17 protein-coding genes and 1 pseudogene are annotated in these 14,976 nt (G+C 69.0%); 6 read left to right on the forward strand and 12 right to left on the reverse strand.

Going from position 1 to position 14,976, the window contains the following annotated elements; translation table 11 throughout:
* The first annotated feature begins 7 nt into the window (after positions 1 to 7).
* Both ACQEVS_RS28875 and ACQEVS_RS28880 read left to right on the forward strand, forming a co-directional pair.
* Positions 8 to 1,303 (forward strand): tyrosine-type recombinase/integrase, encoded by a 1,296-nt coding sequence (locus tag ACQEVS_RS28875; RefSeq protein ID WP_433018182.1) that lies wholly within the window; start codon positions 8 to 10, stop codon positions 1,301 to 1,303.
* A gap of 385 nt (positions 1,304 to 1,688) precedes the next feature.
* Positions 1,689 to 3,737 (forward strand): tyrosine-type recombinase/integrase, encoded by a 2,049-nt coding sequence (locus tag ACQEVS_RS28880; RefSeq protein WP_433018180.1) that lies wholly within the window; start codon positions 1,689 to 1,691, stop codon positions 3,735 to 3,737.
* 1 nt (position 3,738) lies between these two features.
* Here the strand turns inward: ACQEVS_RS28880 and ACQEVS_RS28885 are convergent, their stop codons facing one another.
* The 4 genes from ACQEVS_RS28885 to ACQEVS_RS28900 all read right to left on the reverse strand — a co-directional run bounded on the left by ACQEVS_RS28885 (position 3,739) and on the right by ACQEVS_RS28900 (position 6,110).
* Positions 3,739 to 4,365: a LysE family translocator gene (locus ACQEVS_RS28885; RefSeq protein ID WP_433025188.1), complete on the reverse strand. Its 627-nt coding sequence runs from the start codon at positions 4,363 to 4,365 to the stop codon at positions 3,739 to 3,741.
* Between the two features lie 70 nt (positions 4,366 to 4,435).
* Positions 4,436 to 4,801, reverse strand: a complete 366-nt coding sequence (locus tag ACQEVS_RS28890; RefSeq protein ID WP_433025191.1) for a hypothetical protein — start codon at positions 4,799 to 4,801, stop codon at positions 4,436 to 4,438.
* 272 nt (positions 4,802 to 5,073) lie between these two features.
* Positions 5,074 to 5,277, reverse strand: a complete 204-nt coding sequence (locus ACQEVS_RS28895) for a DUF397 domain-containing protein (protein WP_433025194.1) — start codon at positions 5,275 to 5,277, stop codon at positions 5,074 to 5,076.
* Positions 5,274 to 6,110 (reverse strand): helix-turn-helix domain-containing protein, encoded by an 837-nt coding sequence (locus ACQEVS_RS28900; RefSeq protein ID WP_433027985.1) that lies wholly within the window; start codon positions 6,108 to 6,110, stop codon positions 5,274 to 5,276. The genes ACQEVS_RS28895 and ACQEVS_RS28900 overlap by 4 nt, the downstream gene beginning before the upstream one ends.
* A gap of 111 nt (positions 6,111 to 6,221) precedes the next feature.
* On the opposite strand from ACQEVS_RS28900, the gene ACQEVS_RS28905 reads away from it, so the two are divergent.
* Positions 6,222 to 6,695: a hypothetical protein gene (locus tag ACQEVS_RS28905; protein WP_433025197.1), complete on the forward strand. Its 474-nt coding sequence runs from the start codon at positions 6,222 to 6,224 to the stop codon at positions 6,693 to 6,695.
* 85 nt (positions 6,696 to 6,780) lie between these two features.
* Positions 6,781 to 6,948 (forward strand): hypothetical protein, encoded by a 168-nt coding sequence (locus ACQEVS_RS28910; RefSeq protein WP_433025200.1) that lies wholly within the window; start codon positions 6,781 to 6,783, stop codon positions 6,946 to 6,948.
* 282 nt (positions 6,949 to 7,230) lie between these two features.
* Here the strand turns inward: ACQEVS_RS28910 and ACQEVS_RS28915 are convergent, their stop codons facing one another.
* The 4 genes from ACQEVS_RS28915 to ACQEVS_RS28930 all read right to left on the reverse strand — a co-directional run bounded on the left by ACQEVS_RS28915 (position 7,231) and on the right by ACQEVS_RS28930 (position 11,415).
* On the reverse strand, positions 7,231 to 8,103 hold the full coding sequence (locus ACQEVS_RS28915) for a VOC family protein (RefSeq protein ID WP_433025203.1): 873 nt from the start codon (positions 8,101 to 8,103) through the stop codon (positions 7,231 to 7,233).
* A gap of 417 nt (positions 8,104 to 8,520) precedes the next feature.
* Entirely contained in the window at positions 8,521 to 9,258 is a 738-nt protein-coding gene (locus ACQEVS_RS28920) for an alpha/beta fold hydrolase (RefSeq protein WP_433025206.1), read from the reverse strand.
* Between the two features lie 70 nt (positions 9,259 to 9,328).
* Positions 9,329 to 10,471, reverse strand: a complete 1,143-nt coding sequence (locus ACQEVS_RS28925) for an FAD-dependent oxidoreductase (RefSeq protein ID WP_433025209.1) — start codon at positions 10,469 to 10,471, stop codon at positions 9,329 to 9,331.
* Positions 10,472 to 10,719: 248 nt separating this feature from the next.
* Positions 10,720 to 11,415: a TetR/AcrR family transcriptional regulator gene (locus ACQEVS_RS28930; protein WP_433025212.1), complete on the reverse strand. Its 696-nt coding sequence runs from the start codon at positions 11,413 to 11,415 to the stop codon at positions 10,720 to 10,722.
* Between the two features lie 133 nt (positions 11,416 to 11,548).
* On the opposite strand from ACQEVS_RS28930, the pseudogene ACQEVS_RS28935 reads away from it, so the two are divergent.
* A pseudogene (locus ACQEVS_RS28935) lies at positions 11,549 to 11,799 on the forward strand (uracil phosphoribosyltransferase).
* On the forward strand, positions 11,796 to 12,194 hold the full coding sequence (locus ACQEVS_RS28940; RefSeq protein WP_433025215.1) for an NUDIX hydrolase: 399 nt from the start codon (positions 11,796 to 11,798) through the stop codon (positions 12,192 to 12,194). Before ACQEVS_RS28935 ends, ACQEVS_RS28940 begins: the two are co-directional and overlap by 4 nt.
* Before the next feature lie 134 nt (positions 12,195 to 12,328).
* Here the strand turns inward: ACQEVS_RS28940 and ACQEVS_RS28945 are convergent, their stop codons facing one another.
* The 4 genes from ACQEVS_RS28945 to ACQEVS_RS28960 form a co-directional block, all read right to left on the reverse strand.
* A complete protein-coding gene (locus ACQEVS_RS28945; RefSeq protein WP_433025218.1) occupies positions 12,329 to 12,664 on the reverse strand; it encodes a YnfA family protein in 336 nt (111 codons plus the stop codon).
* A gap of 81 nt (positions 12,665 to 12,745) precedes the next feature.
* The gene (locus ACQEVS_RS28950) at positions 12,746 to 13,297 is read right to left on the reverse strand and encodes a DinB family protein (RefSeq protein ID WP_433025221.1); all 552 of its coding nucleotides are present in this window, start codon (positions 13,295 to 13,297) and stop codon (positions 12,746 to 12,748) included.
* Between the two features lie 128 nt (positions 13,298 to 13,425).
* On the reverse strand, positions 13,426 to 13,758 hold the full coding sequence (locus ACQEVS_RS28955) for a hypothetical protein (RefSeq protein ID WP_433025224.1): 333 nt from the start codon (positions 13,756 to 13,758) through the stop codon (positions 13,426 to 13,428).
* Between the two features lie 106 nt (positions 13,759 to 13,864).
* Complete coding sequence (locus ACQEVS_RS28960) at positions 13,865 to 14,950, reverse strand: enoyl-CoA hydratase/isomerase family protein (protein WP_433025227.1); 1,086 nt, start codon at positions 14,948 to 14,950, stop codon at positions 13,865 to 13,867.
* Between the last annotated feature and the right edge of the window lie 26 nt (positions 14,951 to 14,976).

Here is a 14,976-nt window from a genome sequence, read left to right on the forward strand (position 1 = left end):
TCCCGGCATGATCACTGAGGGAAGCTCTCCGCGGAACCTTGCGGACCTTGTCGTACCCGACGTTGGCCGGCTGATCGAGACCGACGATCCCTGGGAGCCGTACCAGCTCCTGGACGCAACTGGCACGGCCGTGGAGCCGGTCGCAGCGTACTTCGCCGAGTTGCAGGCCGCGCGGAACGTGGCCTCGACCATCCGCTCGTACGGCATGGACCTGTTGCGGTGGTATCGATTCCTTTGGGCACTGGGAATTTCGTGGGACCGCGCTACGCAGGGTGAAGCAAGAGATTTCTCGCGTTGGATGCAGATCGCCGACAAGCCTGTACGGGTTCATTGGCGGTACCGGGATCAGGAAGGCGCTGCGCCGTCGGCACAGAATTCGCCACGTAAACCGACACCGGGCACGCCGAATCCCGTCACTGGCAAGCCGTCGCCGGGGCGCAAGTACTCGGCGTCGACCCGTGCGCACTGCGAGACGGTGTTGAGGAACTTCTACGAGTTCCACCGGGAGTCGGGCACTGGGCCGGTCCTGAATCCCTTTCCGCTGGACCGGTCTCGCCGCTCTGGACGAGCAAACGCTCATCACAACCCGATGGCCGGCTTCAGGAATGAGCGACAGGGGCGTTACCGGCCAAGGGTCCCCAAGCGTATCCCTCGGAGGATCCCGGATGAGATGTTCAACGCCCTTTTTGCCAGCTTGAATCATCATCGCGACCGGGCCCTGCTGGCTTTCTGGGTATCCACCGGGGCGCGATCTGAGGAACTCCTGACCAGCAAGCTGCGCGACGCCGATCCAGGCCGTCAACTCATCGGGGTGATCCGGAAGGGAAGCGGCGACTATCAGCAGCTTCCCGCCTCACCGGACGCCTTCGTTTGGCTTCGCCTCTACCAGGAGGCGGCCTGGCGCCTGGGGGCGCCACGAGGCCGCAATCAGCCGCTCTGGTGGACTTTGCGGCGTCCATGGCGGCCCTTGAATTACCATGCGGCACGCGCGATGTTCAATCGAGCCAATGACGCGCTCGGTTCAAATTGGACGCTCCACGATCTACGCCACACGGCAAGCTACCGGATGGCTCGCGATCCGGAACTCTCCTTGACGGATGTGCAATGGGTGCTCGGCCATGCGAGCTTGACGACAACTCAGATATATCTGACTCCCGACAAGGGTGAGGTAATCGAGAACGTAATTGCTTACCATGCACGACAGACGGAGAAACCGCAGAAGCCTGTGGAGCCGCGTCCCGGGCCGGGATATCGTCCCGAGGTTCTGGATACGCTACTTGGAGTTCGTCAGCATGCCCGTTAATACCCTCATCATGAACTCGGCTGCCACATCGAGTGAGAGCGATCGTGGCGCCAACGAGAAGCAGATGGTTAATGATCCTCGATGGGCTGAGAGGACAACCGTGGCTGACTGGCGGGAGACGGCCCTCCCGCGCCATGACGTGATCGACCATCTGACCCAGCCTTCTCTGAGCGGGTCCGCGCGAGGAATGGCCAATGGTCGAAGGCGCGGAGTGCTGAAGATGCTGGACTGGTTGGAGTCTTTCCCGGGGAGCACGTGGCAGGAACGCTGGGAAGCCAGCGGCTCAAATTCCCGTGGACAGCAGTGGATCGATGAAGCAGTCGAATGGTGGCAACTGCAGCGCCCACGATCCTCACGCAGGCACCGAACGGACCTACTTTGGGGGATGCTGGTGATGGTCTGTGGTGGCGTACTGCGCCCTGACTATCACTGGCTTCGGCGACAGCAGCCGCGAGCCCTATTCAGGCTTGCCCGAATTCATCTGGATGCCGAAGGGTTCGAAGAGGTGGACGAGCATTGCTCGTCTTCTTCCCACATATCAGAGGCGTCCTGGAGATACGCCACGACCCGCCTCACGTGGATCATCATTCGAAAAGGGGGAAGGCTTCGGGACATCACAGTAGGGGATTGCCTAGAACTCTATGAACTGTTGCGCAGATCTGAGGCGCGCACCGCCGGCAGGACGCTGTTCTACGAGATCTTGAGGGACCTGGGGGTGTTTCCAGAAGGTGCACCCCACACACTCTTCTACTTCCGCACTCGAGGTCAGCTGACCGTCCCGGAGCTGGTAGATCAGTACGAGATCGCGTGCCGTCCCATTCGAGACCTCTTTGTCGACTACCTCAGCGAGCGGCAGGCAGCCCTGGATTACGCCTCCCTCAAGTCTCTTGCTAGGACACTGTGCAGCTCCTTCTGGAAGGACATCGAGGCACACCATCCAGGAATCGATTCCCTTGCTCTGTCTGCGGAGCATGCCACGGCGTGGAAGCAACGTATACAGCGCATCTGGGACAAGGATGGGCGCCCCATACGCGACCGCGTAGCAACTGATGAAGTATTGCTACCGGTCCGAGCCTTCTACCTGGACCTGGCGCAGTGGGCTGCTGAAGATCCGGCTCGCTGGGCGCTGTGGGTAACCCCGTCGCCCGTCCGTGAAAGCGATCTCGCTGGCTACGGCAAGCGCCGCAAGGCACGCAAGGCCAGAATGGATCAACGAACGAGGGAGCGACTTCCCGTCTTGCCTTCACTGGTATCCGCGGCTGAGCGCAGGAGGAAGGAAGCCCAGGAACAACTCCGACTTGCTCGCGAAGGAGGTGAAGGCACCCTTGTGTCAATCGACGGAGAGATTCTCCGTGTCCTGGGCGTGAAGAAGAAATCCAGCGGGCACGTGTTCGCCGTGTCGGAAATCTCAGGCCGCCGCCGCGATCTCACGATTGCTGAAGAGCGTGCGTTCTTTGCATGGGCTGCCATCGAGGTACTTCGCCATACGGGAATCCGTTTCGAAGAGCTGACGGAGCTAACCCATCACAGCTTCGTCTCATACCGCCTTCCCGCGACGGGTGAGGTCGTTCCACTTCTCCAGGTTGCGCCGTCGAAGACCGACATGGAGCGGCTCCTCTTGGTCTCTCCTGAACTCGGCGAAGTACTAGCCGAGCTGATCTTCCGTGTCCGGGAAGGCCGCGAGGCCCTGCCTCTGGTTTCCGCCTTCGACATCCATGAGGAGACTTGGAGTTCCCCCATGCCAATCCTCTTCCAATGGCGGCGAGGGTCACAGAGCAAGGCGATAAGCAGGAGTGCGCTCAGGGAACTTGTGAATGACGTTCTCCGGGTGAGCGGTCTCACCGATGCTCAGGGAAGGCCGCTCACCTTCACGCCGCACGACTTCAGACGGCTCTTCGTCACGGATGCGATCCTTAATGGACTCCCACCCCACATTGCTCAAGTGGTGTGCGGCCATCAGGACATAGGAACGACCATGGGCTACAAGGCTATTTACCCGGAAGAGGCGATTGAAGCTCATCGTGCCTTCATCGCGCGGCGTCGTGCCACCCGCCCGGGCGATGAGTACCGGACCCTCACAGACGGCGAATGGGAGGAGTTCCTTGGGCACTTCGAGAGGCGCAAGGTATCCGTCGGGAACTGCGCCCGCGCGTTCGGAACCCCTTGTATCCATGAGCACGCCTGTGTGAGGTGCCCAATGCTCCAGCCGGACATCAAGCAGCGGGCAAGGCTGGTCGAAATCCGCCACAATCTGCTTGCGCGTATCGAAGAAGCCGAACGCGAAGGATGGCTTGGCGAGGTGGAAGGACTACACGTCAGCCTTTCGGGGGCAACGGAAAAGATCGAGCAGCTGGACGCATCCGCAGTGCGACAAAGCTCCATTGACCTCGGGATGCCTGGTTTTCGCGAAGTGACTGGGCGGGGGAGCTCATAATCTAGCTCGCCGTCACCGTTCGAACCCCAAAGGCGACCAGCACGGCTCCTGCCAGACGACTCACCCCGCGCCGGAATCGAGGTGTGTCGATTGCCGTGCGTGCGGCGGCGACCACGGATGTCCAGAACAGCAGCCACACCAGCACGACGGTTACATGTGCGATCGCAAGCGTGGCGATCTGTGGCGCGATGGGGCGACTGGAGGTCAGGAACTGTGGTACTAGGGTGAGATAGACCGACGCAGCTTTCGGATTGAGGACGTTGGACCACAGCCCCTGACCGAAGCCCCCGAGTTGAGCCCACGGCAGGCGCCATCGTCTGCGTGTCGCGGGTTCGACGCCTCGACGCACGGAACGCCACGTGGTCACGCCCAACCAGATGAGATAGATGCCCCCCAGAAGCTTCACCACCGTCAGCGCCCGAGCCGACGACATGACGAGGGCAGACAGGCCGACCGCGGCAAACGTGGCGTGGGCCAAGAGCCCGCACGCCGAGCCAAATGCGGCGCGCATACCGTCGGACCGCGACCCCGCGATCACCTGCTGCGTGACCAGCGTGAAACTAGTGCCGGGAATCAATGTCAGGGGTGTGACTGCGGCCACGAAGCCGAGTACCAGATGCCACTGCACGCAACGACTCTACGCAACCGGCGTGCGCCAAACCAGCCCGGAGATCATTTATGGGGAAACCCTCAGCTATTCATCTTTGGGGTCCCTCCATCTGAATCTTGTAGAGCTCTGCAAACATGCCGCCAGCCTGCATCAACTCTTCGTGAGTTCCGTCCTCTACGATCTTCCCTTTGTCCATCACGATGATCCGGTCAGCGATCCGCGTACTTGCCATGCGATGCGTAATGAACACAGTGATCCGCCCCATGTGAGGGCGCGCGGGTTGCGCCGAGTCGGCCTCCGCGTCTCGTTGCTCAGGTAGTTCAGAGAAGCCACGGGCCGGGCCACGGTCTTCATCACCCACCGCCTGGCCAATACCCGCCTCGCCGACCGGATCGTCGTCCTCGACCAAGGCCGGATCACCGAGATGGGCACGTACGACGAGCTGATCGAACAAGCCGGCGGCTTCTTCGAGATGCTCAAGCTCCAGGAGGACCGGGACTGATCCGGCCCTGCCACTGCAGGCTCAGGCCTGTACGCTTCGGCCCGGACGGTGACGTGTGAGGGCCCAGCACTTGCGACCTCGACCGCCTCCCTGGGGGCGGCTGGATCCGCCCGTGATGCCGGGGTGGTGCCGGGGCTGAGAGAGTGCCGAGTTCCCGGTGATCAGGTCACTACACTCCCGATGGTCCCTTTGACCAGGCAGGGTGGCGGAACGCTGCTGAAATGCTAGGCGTCGAAGCCCCCGCTCTTGACAGCGGATATCAGGTCGGCGAAGGCTGCCGCGGGGATGTTCAGCACGGGGCCCGTGGGGCGCTTGCTGTCACGGAGGGGTACGACGCCGGACGGAACGACCGCGGGAGCCCACTCGACGCAGTTTCCACCGTTGTTGCTGTGGGAGGACTTGAACCAGCGGGGGGAATCGGTCGTCACAACGCGCCCTTTCGTACCTGCTCGATCATGGCCACAGATGCCGCCTGAGACAACGATTCGGCCTGAAGCTGATGGTAGGCCGTCAACATCGGCACTACGGACGTGAGCTCCCGGTCCAAGTTCCCCTGGGCCTGAGATTCGGCGTAGCAGACGACGGACCGGTCCGGCAAGGTCAAGAGATTGACAGGCAGGTCAAACGTTCGACGCTCGCCTATGGTGTACGGCGCCACCTGTAGCAGGGTGTTCGGCAACTGGGCGAACTCGACCAGACGCGCCAACTGGGCGCGCATGACGACGGGACCGCCGACCGTACGACGAATGCAGCTCTCATCCATAGTCACGAACATCATGGGCGGATGAGGTCCTGCCAAGGTTGCCTGTCGCTTCGCGAGGAACGCAACACGCTGATCAGCCTGTTCGGGTGTGATGGCGCCACGACGCACGGCGCTGTCGGCCAACACCCGTGCGTACTCCGGAGTCTGCAACAAGCCGGGGATGATTCCGATCTCGTACAGCCGGATCTCCACGGCGCGGCTCTCGTACTTCACGTACTCCGGGAACCCCTCCAGCAACGCGCCGTGCTTGATCTCGCGGTACTCCCGCTCGAACGCGTCTGCTGTGCCGCCGGTCCCGAACGCCTGGTCGGCGCTACGCGAGAACCGGAGAGTCGGAGGCTTCCGACCAGTTTCGATCGCTGAAATATGCACGCTGGAATATCCCGTGCGGCCGGCCAGATCTTCCTGTCGCCACCCGCGCGACTCCCGCAGGCTGCGCAGGCGCGCCCCGAAGGCGGCTTGGGGTGACGCGTCGGGGTTCAACTCCCGTCGGTTCAAGAAGGATTCACCAATCTTCCGTTCGCCACTTACAGGTTGAAGGCTACCCAGACGCGGGGCCACCCTGAACCTCCCCGGTAGCGGAAAGGCTACGGAGAGGAGTGATCGCCTGTGTCCGATCCGCGGAGGACGCACCAGCCGTACCGTGCGGATGCCCAGGTGCGGGACCCCGGCCGGCGGCGGGTGGGCGAGGCCATGGGCGACGAAGAGACGTTTATTCAACTGTGCCTGTTCGAGCGAACTTTGGACGGGGGAGTGGACGCGGTCGCCCCGCACCTGCCCTTCCCGGATGAGGTTCACTGCGCAGGGGAGCGGCAGCAGGGCGACGCGCCGGTGGAAGGCCCGGAGGGGCGGGCGGAGGACGCCGTGGGCGCCTGGGTCCCCCAGCCGCTCGAACTGGTCGTGGACACCGAACGTGATCAGGTCGGCGTCGTGGTCGGCCGGGACGCCGGCACCGGCCGGATCACCCTGCGCCCTCCGGAGGGCGGGCGCGTCTGGCACCCGGTGAAATGCCGCCGGGCCAACGCCATGGACCGTCTGCGCGCACGGGTGATCCAGCAGAACCGGGAGGGGCGCCGGTGGTGAGAGTGGTGAGGGGCCGGAGCGCGCTCCGCTGTCTCCCGGGTGTCAACCGCCGCCGGCGGGATGACCAGGCAGGGGAGGTGCACAGGTGGATGAGGTGAAGGTCATCGGCGAACAGCGTGCCGGATGTGCGGAGTGCCGTCGGCTGCGCGAAGAGTTCGCCCGGGCCGTCCGCTCGGGTGACCGGGCCGGGGCGGAGGGCGTGATGGCCGCCCGAGGGATGCACGAGTATGCGGCGCACTGGGGGTCCAAGTAAGTGGCGCAGGGCTGGAGTTGCGTCCGTTCCTCATTTTGCCGCACTGGGCCGGGCCCCGGTCAGATCGGCTGGTACGGGCACCGGCGGAGCCCCCTGACGAACCTCCGGCTTCCACCGCCGCCGCCCCGCACATCCCACCGTGGACGCCGGTCGCCCCCTTGACTCCGGTGCCGGAGTCCGTGCCCGGCCGGCGGTAGTGCGCGGCGCGGCCGTACATGTGCCGGCCACGGCGCTGGAGCAGGTCCCGGCGGGTGTGGGCTGCGCGTCCGTCCTCGGTGCCGGTTACGCGGCGCCGTGTACGGAGAAGCGCAACGGGTTCCCGGAGGGGTCGTGGGTGGTCAGGCCGGTTGCTGTGTGCTGGTGCGGGTGGCCGGCGGCAGTGAGGCGTTCGGCCAGTGCCTCGATCGCCGCCGGAGCGGTGAGCAGCAAATCGACGCGGGTGAGGCGGGTCGTGTCGGTTCCCGCAGGCGTGCCTCCTCGCGGGCTGAACCGGTCGGTGAGGACGAGGAGACTGCGGTGGTCGCTCACGCCGACGCCGATGAACCCGTCTCCCAGGCGGGCGTAGATCTCCAGGCCCAGCAGGTCGCGGTAGAACGGCTGGGTGCGGGTGAGGGCGGCGTCGGTCGCCTTGAGTTGGACGTGCCCCATACGCGTCCCCGCAGGCAGGTGTGCGGGCGTGCTCGCGCCGGGCTCGTCGAGAAGGTCCTGCACGGCGATCGGTGTGGAGACCACGACGGGCAGGCCCTCGTCGGTCCACTGCCATCGCTCCCGCGGACACGCCCAGGTCACCTCGATCGTGTGGCCGTCGGGATCGGTCACGTAGCACGACTGGCTCACGACGTGGTCGCGCGGGTCGACGTCGAGTCCCGCGTCCAGGTGCCGCCGCGCGAAGCGGGCCACGTCCGCCCTGGCGGGCACGAGCGGTGCGAAGTGGCTGAGCCCGGGGCCGGAGGACGGCGGCGCGGCAGCCCCGGCGACCTCGCGCAGGTCGACCAGGACCCGTCCCCGCACGCCCAGTCGCGCTCGCCGTGTTCGGCGGTCGAGGAGGCGGAAGCCCGCGACGTGTGTGTAGTAGCGCACGCTGCGTTCCAGATCGGCCACGGTCAGCGTGACCGTCCCGAGGGTGAGTGTCCGGTCCATCCGATAGTCGGTCATGGTCGGCCTTTCATCCGTGCTGCGGCTCTCCGGGAACGGAGTACACGTGTCGTGAGCCGCGTGGCGGGATCGCGGCCCCGCTCGCCGGCGAAACGCGGCTCTTCGCCGGTGCGTGACGCGGGCCGGAGCCCGGGCGCCCGGGCCGGCGCGAAGGGCGAGGGCGAGGCCGTGCGGAGGGAAGCTGACGGGCCTGCGCCGTCGCGGGTCCGGGCGAGGGCGTCGCTCCATGACAGGAACTGGTCGAGCATCGCTGTGAGAGCGGGGCCCTGGTGGTTCGCGGGGGTGAACGTGGCGCCGAAGTCGGCGAAGTCGGTGCGCAGGTTCAAGGTGACGGTCGCGGAGACGCCGGCGAGCCGTCGGTGTCGGCCCATGACAGGGCCGACGCCGGCCCGCGACGGGGAACCGGATGGCAGGGGTTCACCGGCCGGTGTCCCGGGCCCGGGGGGTGAGGAAGGAGTCGAGACGGGCGAAGACCGTCTCGGGCTTCTCGCGGATGGGGAGGTGTCCTGCGCCGGGGATGAGTTCGAATCGCGCGTGGGGGAACGCCGCGGCGTAGGCGCGGCCGAAGTCGGGGGTGACGACCGCGTCGTCGGCGCCCCAGAGCACCAGCACCGGGCAGGTGACGGTGGAAAGGCGGGGCAGCATGCCGGGGTCTGCCATGGCCGGCCCGGCGTAGGCGCGCATGGCGGCCATCGCCTGTGCGGGCGGTCCGCCCTGCGGCACCGGAGCCGGTGGGCCGGCGGGCATGGTGATCTGCCGGCCGGGTATGACGGGGCCGACGGCGTCCACGAGGACGAGCCGGGAGATCCGGCCCTCGCGGTCGTCCAGGACGGTCTGGGTGGCGACCCAGCCGCCGAAGGACGTGCCGATCACCGTCACGTCGTTCAGCCCGAGGTGACCGAGCAGGTCCAGGTAGGCGGCGGCGAGTGCGGGCACGGAGTCCAGGTCGCCGGGCCGCGGGGTGGCGTCCCAGCCCGGGTGGGTGGGCGCCACCACCGTGTGGTCCGATGCGAGGTGGTCGATCAGGGGCGCGATGCCGGACGGGCCGGGGCCGCCGTGCAGGACGAGGACCGGGCTGCCGCCCGTGCCGGCCTCGCGCACTTCGAGGTCCAGGCCGGGCCGTAGCGGGATGGTGCGCCGATGGGACGTCGTCATGGGGTCCTCCCGGATGGGCTGAGCAGGTGGGGTCGGTGACTTGGGGGAGCGGTGGCCGTCGGGGCGGCCCTTACCGGGCTGCCGGGCCGGAGGTGAAGAACGCGACCATCCGCTCCAGGCCCCGCGCGTCGAACATCGAGTCCAGGTTGGCGGCCGACTCGGCGGCGGACGTCTCGCTGCGCGGGAAGAGGGCCTCCTCGTACGCGGCCAGGGCGGCTTCGGTGTCGCCGCGGTGTGCGGCGATGGCCAGGGCGAGTTCGGCGCCGTCGAACATGGCGAGGTTGGCGCCCTCCCCGGCGAAGGGGGACATCACGTGAGCTGCGTCGCCGAGCAGCGTCACGCCCGGGACGCGGTCCCAACGGTGCCCCACAGGCAGGGCGTGGATACGGCGCGGGACGATCGTCTCCGCGTCGGCGACCAGGCCGCGCAGGCCCTCGTCCCAGCCCTCGAAGTGGGCGAGGACCGCGGCCTTGGCGGCCGCGTGGTCGGTGAAGTCGACCGTGTCCAGCCAGCCCTCGTCGACCTTGAGCGCCGTGTAGACGTGGAGACTGCCATCGCTCTCCCGGTGCGCGAGGACACCGCGTTCGTCCCCCAGAGCGATGAAGAACCCACCGCCGACGAGCGCGGCGCCGCGCGGGTGGCGGGTGGCGGCGTCGAACAGGTCGGTCTCGACGAAGGAGATGCCGGTGTAGGCGGGCCGGGCGTCCGAGACCAGCGGCCGGATCCGGGACCAGGCGCCGTCCGCGCCGATCAGGAGATCGGTGGTGATGGCCGAGCCGTCGGCGAACGTCACCTCGTGGCGCCCGTCGCCCAGCGCCCGGGCCCCGGTGACCTTCCGTCCCCAGCGGACCGTGCCGTCGGGCAGGGAGCCCAGCAGCAGGTCCCGCAGGTCGCCACGGTCCACCTCCGGCCGGCCGCCGGCGCCGTCGTCCTCCTCGGCCAGGTGCACGGTGCCGTCCGGGCCGAGCAGGCGCATGGCCTGGCCACCCTTATGGACGATCTTCAGGAAGTCGTCGTGGAGGTCGGCGGCGCGCAGAGCTTTCTGCCCGTTGTCCTCGTGGATGTCGAGCATCCCGCCCTGCGTACGGACCGCCGCCGACGCCTCCAGCTCGAAGACCGCCGACTCGATGCCGTTGACGTGCAGGACACGGGCGGCGGTCAGGCCGCCAAGACCCGCGCCGACGATCGCGATCGGCGAATGGCTGGTGCTCATGGGGTCTCCGAAAGCAGTAGGGGAACGCCTCTGTCCGCCGAGCCGGCCCCGCCGGCGCCGCCGAGCTCGTGAGAAGGCCGGCGTACGCGTGATCGGCAGGCTGTGGCGAGGTCACACACACGACCGTACCGAACATGTTCGTTGCGAACAAGTTCGGTACGGGATGTGCGTCAGCGGTAGTCGTCGAGAAGACTGCGTTCAACCAAGCAGCCGCAGTCGCAGGCAGGGCGGGCGAGCCCGCCCGGAACTCAGCCTTCTGTGCCGGGAACAGGCGTGTGCGTGATGCCGTTGACGAGGACGTCGAAGCTCCAGCGGATCCTGTCCGGCACCGAGCCGCCGATCAGGGCGGGCATGTGCGCGGTGATCGCCGGATGCGTGGTGGCGTCCACGGTGTGCAGTGCGCGCACGGTGGCGTTCCAGTCGTCCTCGGAGGCGGGATCGTGCTCACGCGTCGAGTGCTCGGCGGCGGCGGCCGTCGCGTCCTGGAGCAGTTTGTCCACCCCCCAGGCGACCTGCTCGCGGCCCGCGCCGCTCTGTGCCAGGAGTTCGAGGATGCGCTCCACCAGGCGCAGGTAGTTCTCGCCGCTCGGGCGGGCGACGAGCGCGGCCCGCGCCAGCTGCGGGTGCTCGAACAGCACCTGGGTGTACGAAGCCATGACGGCACGCAGCCGCTCGCGCCAGCCCTCACCTCCGTCCCGCCCGGTCAGGTCGACCTCGCCGAGCAGGGAATCCAGAACGGCCGCGTGCAGCTCGGCGGTGTTGGCGAGGTAGACGTACAGGGACGCCGGGCCGGTGTCCAGCTCCTGCGCCAGGCGGCGCATCGTGACCTTCCCCAGCCCCTCCGCCCGCATGATCCGCACGGCGGTGTCGACAATCCACCGCCGGGACAGGGCGGGCTTCGCCGGACGCTCCCGGCGGCTGATCGGCTCTCTTCTCGCACTCATCACCCGATCGTAACGAACGTGTTCGCACGAACCGGATTGCCTGGTTCGCTCTCTGCCCCCAAGGGGGCTCGCAGGTGGCCAGTCATGTGGGTTCCGAGAGGTGAGACCGCGCCTCGTAGCGGTGCCGGAGCCCATGATCATCGCCGGTGGTACGGTGCTGGCCGTGATCCGGCTGCTGCCGGAGAAGGGCATCCCCGAGGAGCACATCGTCTTCGTCGATCTCATCACGGCCCCGAGGGCGTCGACGCGGTCTGCCGGCGTCACCCGAGGGTGCGGATCGTGACCTCCTCCGTCGAGCGGCGGCTCAACGGGAACGCCTGCGTGATCCCGGGCATCGGCGACTTCGGTGACCGGTTCTTCGGCACCGATATAGGAGTGGCGTGAGCGACGCGGTGAAGATCGTCGAGAAGGTGGCGTGGATCCTGCGGGACGGTGACGGCCGGGTCCTGGTCGCCCGTTCGCACGGCAAGGACGCGTACTACCTGCCCGGCGGCAAGCCCGAACCCGGAGAGACCGAGCGCGACGCGCTGGTCCGGGAGATCCGCGAGGAACTGGGCGTCGACCTCGTGCCGGAGACCGTCGCCCCGGCGTTCACCGTACGGGCGGCGGCACACGGCAAGGCGGCCGGTACCGAGGTCCGGATGGCCTGCTACACGGCCGACCACCGAGGCACGCCGGAGCCGCACGCCGAGATCGCCGAACTGACCTGGCTGGACCCGGCCGGGCCCGCGCCCGTCAGCGGCGCGACCCGGGCGGCGCTGGACCGGCTCGCCGGCTGACCCCGGGGGCATTCCGTCCAGGGCGGGCGCTTCGCGCGCCGTCCGCGCCGTCCGCGCCGCCTCGCGCCGTTCGCGCCGCCCGCACCGCCCGGCGGGGGTGGCCGGACGGGCAGCCGTCGACCGGCCGCAGCCGTTCACCGGCCGCGCGGCGCGTACATGATGACGGCCATGCCGACGAGGCACACCAGCGCGCCGGCCACGTCGTAGCGGTCGGGCCGGTAGCCGTCCGCCACCGCGCCCCAGACGAGCGAACCGGCCACGAAGACCCCGCCGTACGCGGCGAGGATCCGGCCGAAGTGCGCGTCGGGCTGGAGGGTGGCGACGAAGCCGTAGACGCCCAGGGCGACGGCTCCGGCGCCCGCCCAGAGCCAGCCGCGGTGCTCGCGCACCCCCTGCCACACCAGCCAGGCGCCCCCGATCTCGAACAGGGCGGCGACGACGAACAGGGCGGCGGAGCGGGCGACGAGCATGGGGCGGGCTTTCCTCGGGCCGGGGGAGGGAACGGGCGGGGGCGCGCGGACCCGCGCGCCTCCCATCACGACCGTATCCGCTCAGGCGTCCGCCCCCGGCCGCCGCCCGGCGGCGAGCGTCGCCGGCGCGTACCCGAACTCGGCGGGGACGTCCACGCCCAACGCCCGGGCCAGGGGCACCATCACGGCGAGGTGGTGGACGGCGTGGTGGGCGACGAACACCAGCTCCCGGCCCACCGTGGACGGCGTCCGGGCCACCGAGCCGTCCGGCGCCACCACGCTCACCACCTCGACCGGGCGCTTCAGATCACCCGGCGCGACGGTTCCGACCAGCCCCCGGACGTGCGCCAGCCGGGCCAGGGCCGCGTCCCGGTCCGTCTCGACCGGGCCGCCGCGCGTGCGCCGGTCGTAGTCGACGGTGCCGCTGCCGGCGCCCGCGAGGATGGCCGTGTAGTGGTCCACGCAGTGCCGGACGTGCCCGGCGATGGGGCTCGCGCCGCGCGGGCGGTGGAGGTACTGGTCGTCGGTGAGTATGCTCACCAACTCGCCTACCTGTCCCAGCTGTTCGGCGGCGCATGCGGTGACGGAGGCCGTGGTGCCGGCCGTCCGGCCGACGGTGGTGGGGTCGTCCAATGGTCGTCTTCGCCTTCCTCGCGGTGCCCTCGGCTCGCTCCCCCGTGCCGTCCACGGTAGCGCTCCGCGGCGGGCGGAAGGGCGGGTTCACCGGTTCCCGCAGGGCCCCGGCCCTGGTCCCGGCAGGGTCAGCCGAACCGTACGCTGCCGGGCCGGAACACGCCCCAGGTCTTGCCCGTGCCCGCGGGCAGCGGCTCCGGGGCCCCGCCGCACGCCTGCCCTTCATAGAGGTCGGCGTCGGTGTCCGTGTAGTTGCCGGCGCTGACCGCCGCCTTGGCGAGGACGATGCACGGGCCGTCCGGCGGGTTGATGATGACGCTGTTCACCCCGTCCGTACCGGCGTACTCGAATCTGCCGGTCGCCGCACTCGCCTCCGTGGGCGCCGCGCCCACCAGGGCGAGCGCGGCACAGGCGGCAAGCGCCGCCCGGGCCGCGTTCCGCAGGGTCCCGGTCACGGTCATGAGGGGCCTCCCTCCCTCGCGGCCCCGCCGGGCGCCGGCGCCCGGCGGGGGCCTTGACGTCAGGGTCGCCGCTCGTCCGGGGGAGGGTAAGGGGCGTGACGCGCCGTCACCCCATCGAGGGACGCTCGCCCGGGGCGCCCGGCCCGAAGAGGGGCCGGTCCGCGCCGAACGCGGCGTCGGGGGCGAAGAACCGGGCCACGTCCTCCTCCGTCACATCGGTGAGCCGCGCGGGGTTCCAGCGCGGGGTGCGGTCCTTGTCGACGACCTGGGCGCGGATGCCCTCGACGAGGTCGGGCGCGGTCAGCGCCGCGCACGAGACCCGGAACTCCTGTTCCAGCACCGCCTCCAGCGAGCCGAGGCCGCGGGCCGAACGCAGGGCGGCCAGCGTGACCTTGAGGGAGGTGGGGGAGCGGCCGAGGAGGGTGTCGGCGGCCTCCTTGGCGGCCGGCGCGCCATGGCTCAGCAGCCGTTCGACGATCTCCTCGACGGTCGGCGCGGCGTAACAGGCGTCGATCCACTCCCGGTCGGCGGCGAGCCGGCCGGGCGGGGCCGGGCGGGCATGACGGGCCACGACCTCGTCGGCCGGGTCCGTCGCGAGTTCGGCCGCCAGGGCGGGCAGCGACTCCGCCGGTACGAAGTGGTCGGCGAGCCCGCACAGCAGGGCGTCGGCGGCGCCGATCGCGGTCCCGGTGAGGCCGAGGTGGGTGCCGATTCCGCCGGGCGCGCGCGACAGCAGGAACGTGCCGCCGACGTCCGGGACGAAGCCGATGCCGGTCTCCGGCATGGCCACCCGGGAGCGCTCGGTGACGATCCGCACGCTCCCGTGCGCCGACACCCCGACGCCGCCGCCCATCACGATGCCGTCCATGAGGGCGACATACGGCTTGGGGCAGCGGGCGATGCGGGCGTTGAGCCGGTACTCGTCCCGCCAGAACGCCGACGACGCGGCGCCGCCGCCCGCGCGCACGTCGTCGTGGATGGCACGGATGTCGCCGCCGGCGCAGAGGCCGCGCTCGCCGGCGCCGTCGAGGACGACCGTGCGGACGGCCGGGTCCCGCTCCCAGGCGGCGAGGGCCGCGTCGATCCGGCGGACCATGGGGTGGGTGAGGGCGTTGAGGGCCCGGGGCCGGTCGAGGGTGATCCGGCCGGCGTGGCCGTCGGTCCGCAGGAGGACGTGGTCGTCGGCGGTCATCGGGCGGCTCCGGGCAGCCCGTGGGC

Origin of the sequence: Streptomyces sp. CA-181903 (genome assembly GCF_050937075.1) — a bacterium.
Classification (GTDB): Bacteria; Actinomycetota; Actinomycetes; order Streptomycetales; family Streptomycetaceae; genus Streptomyces.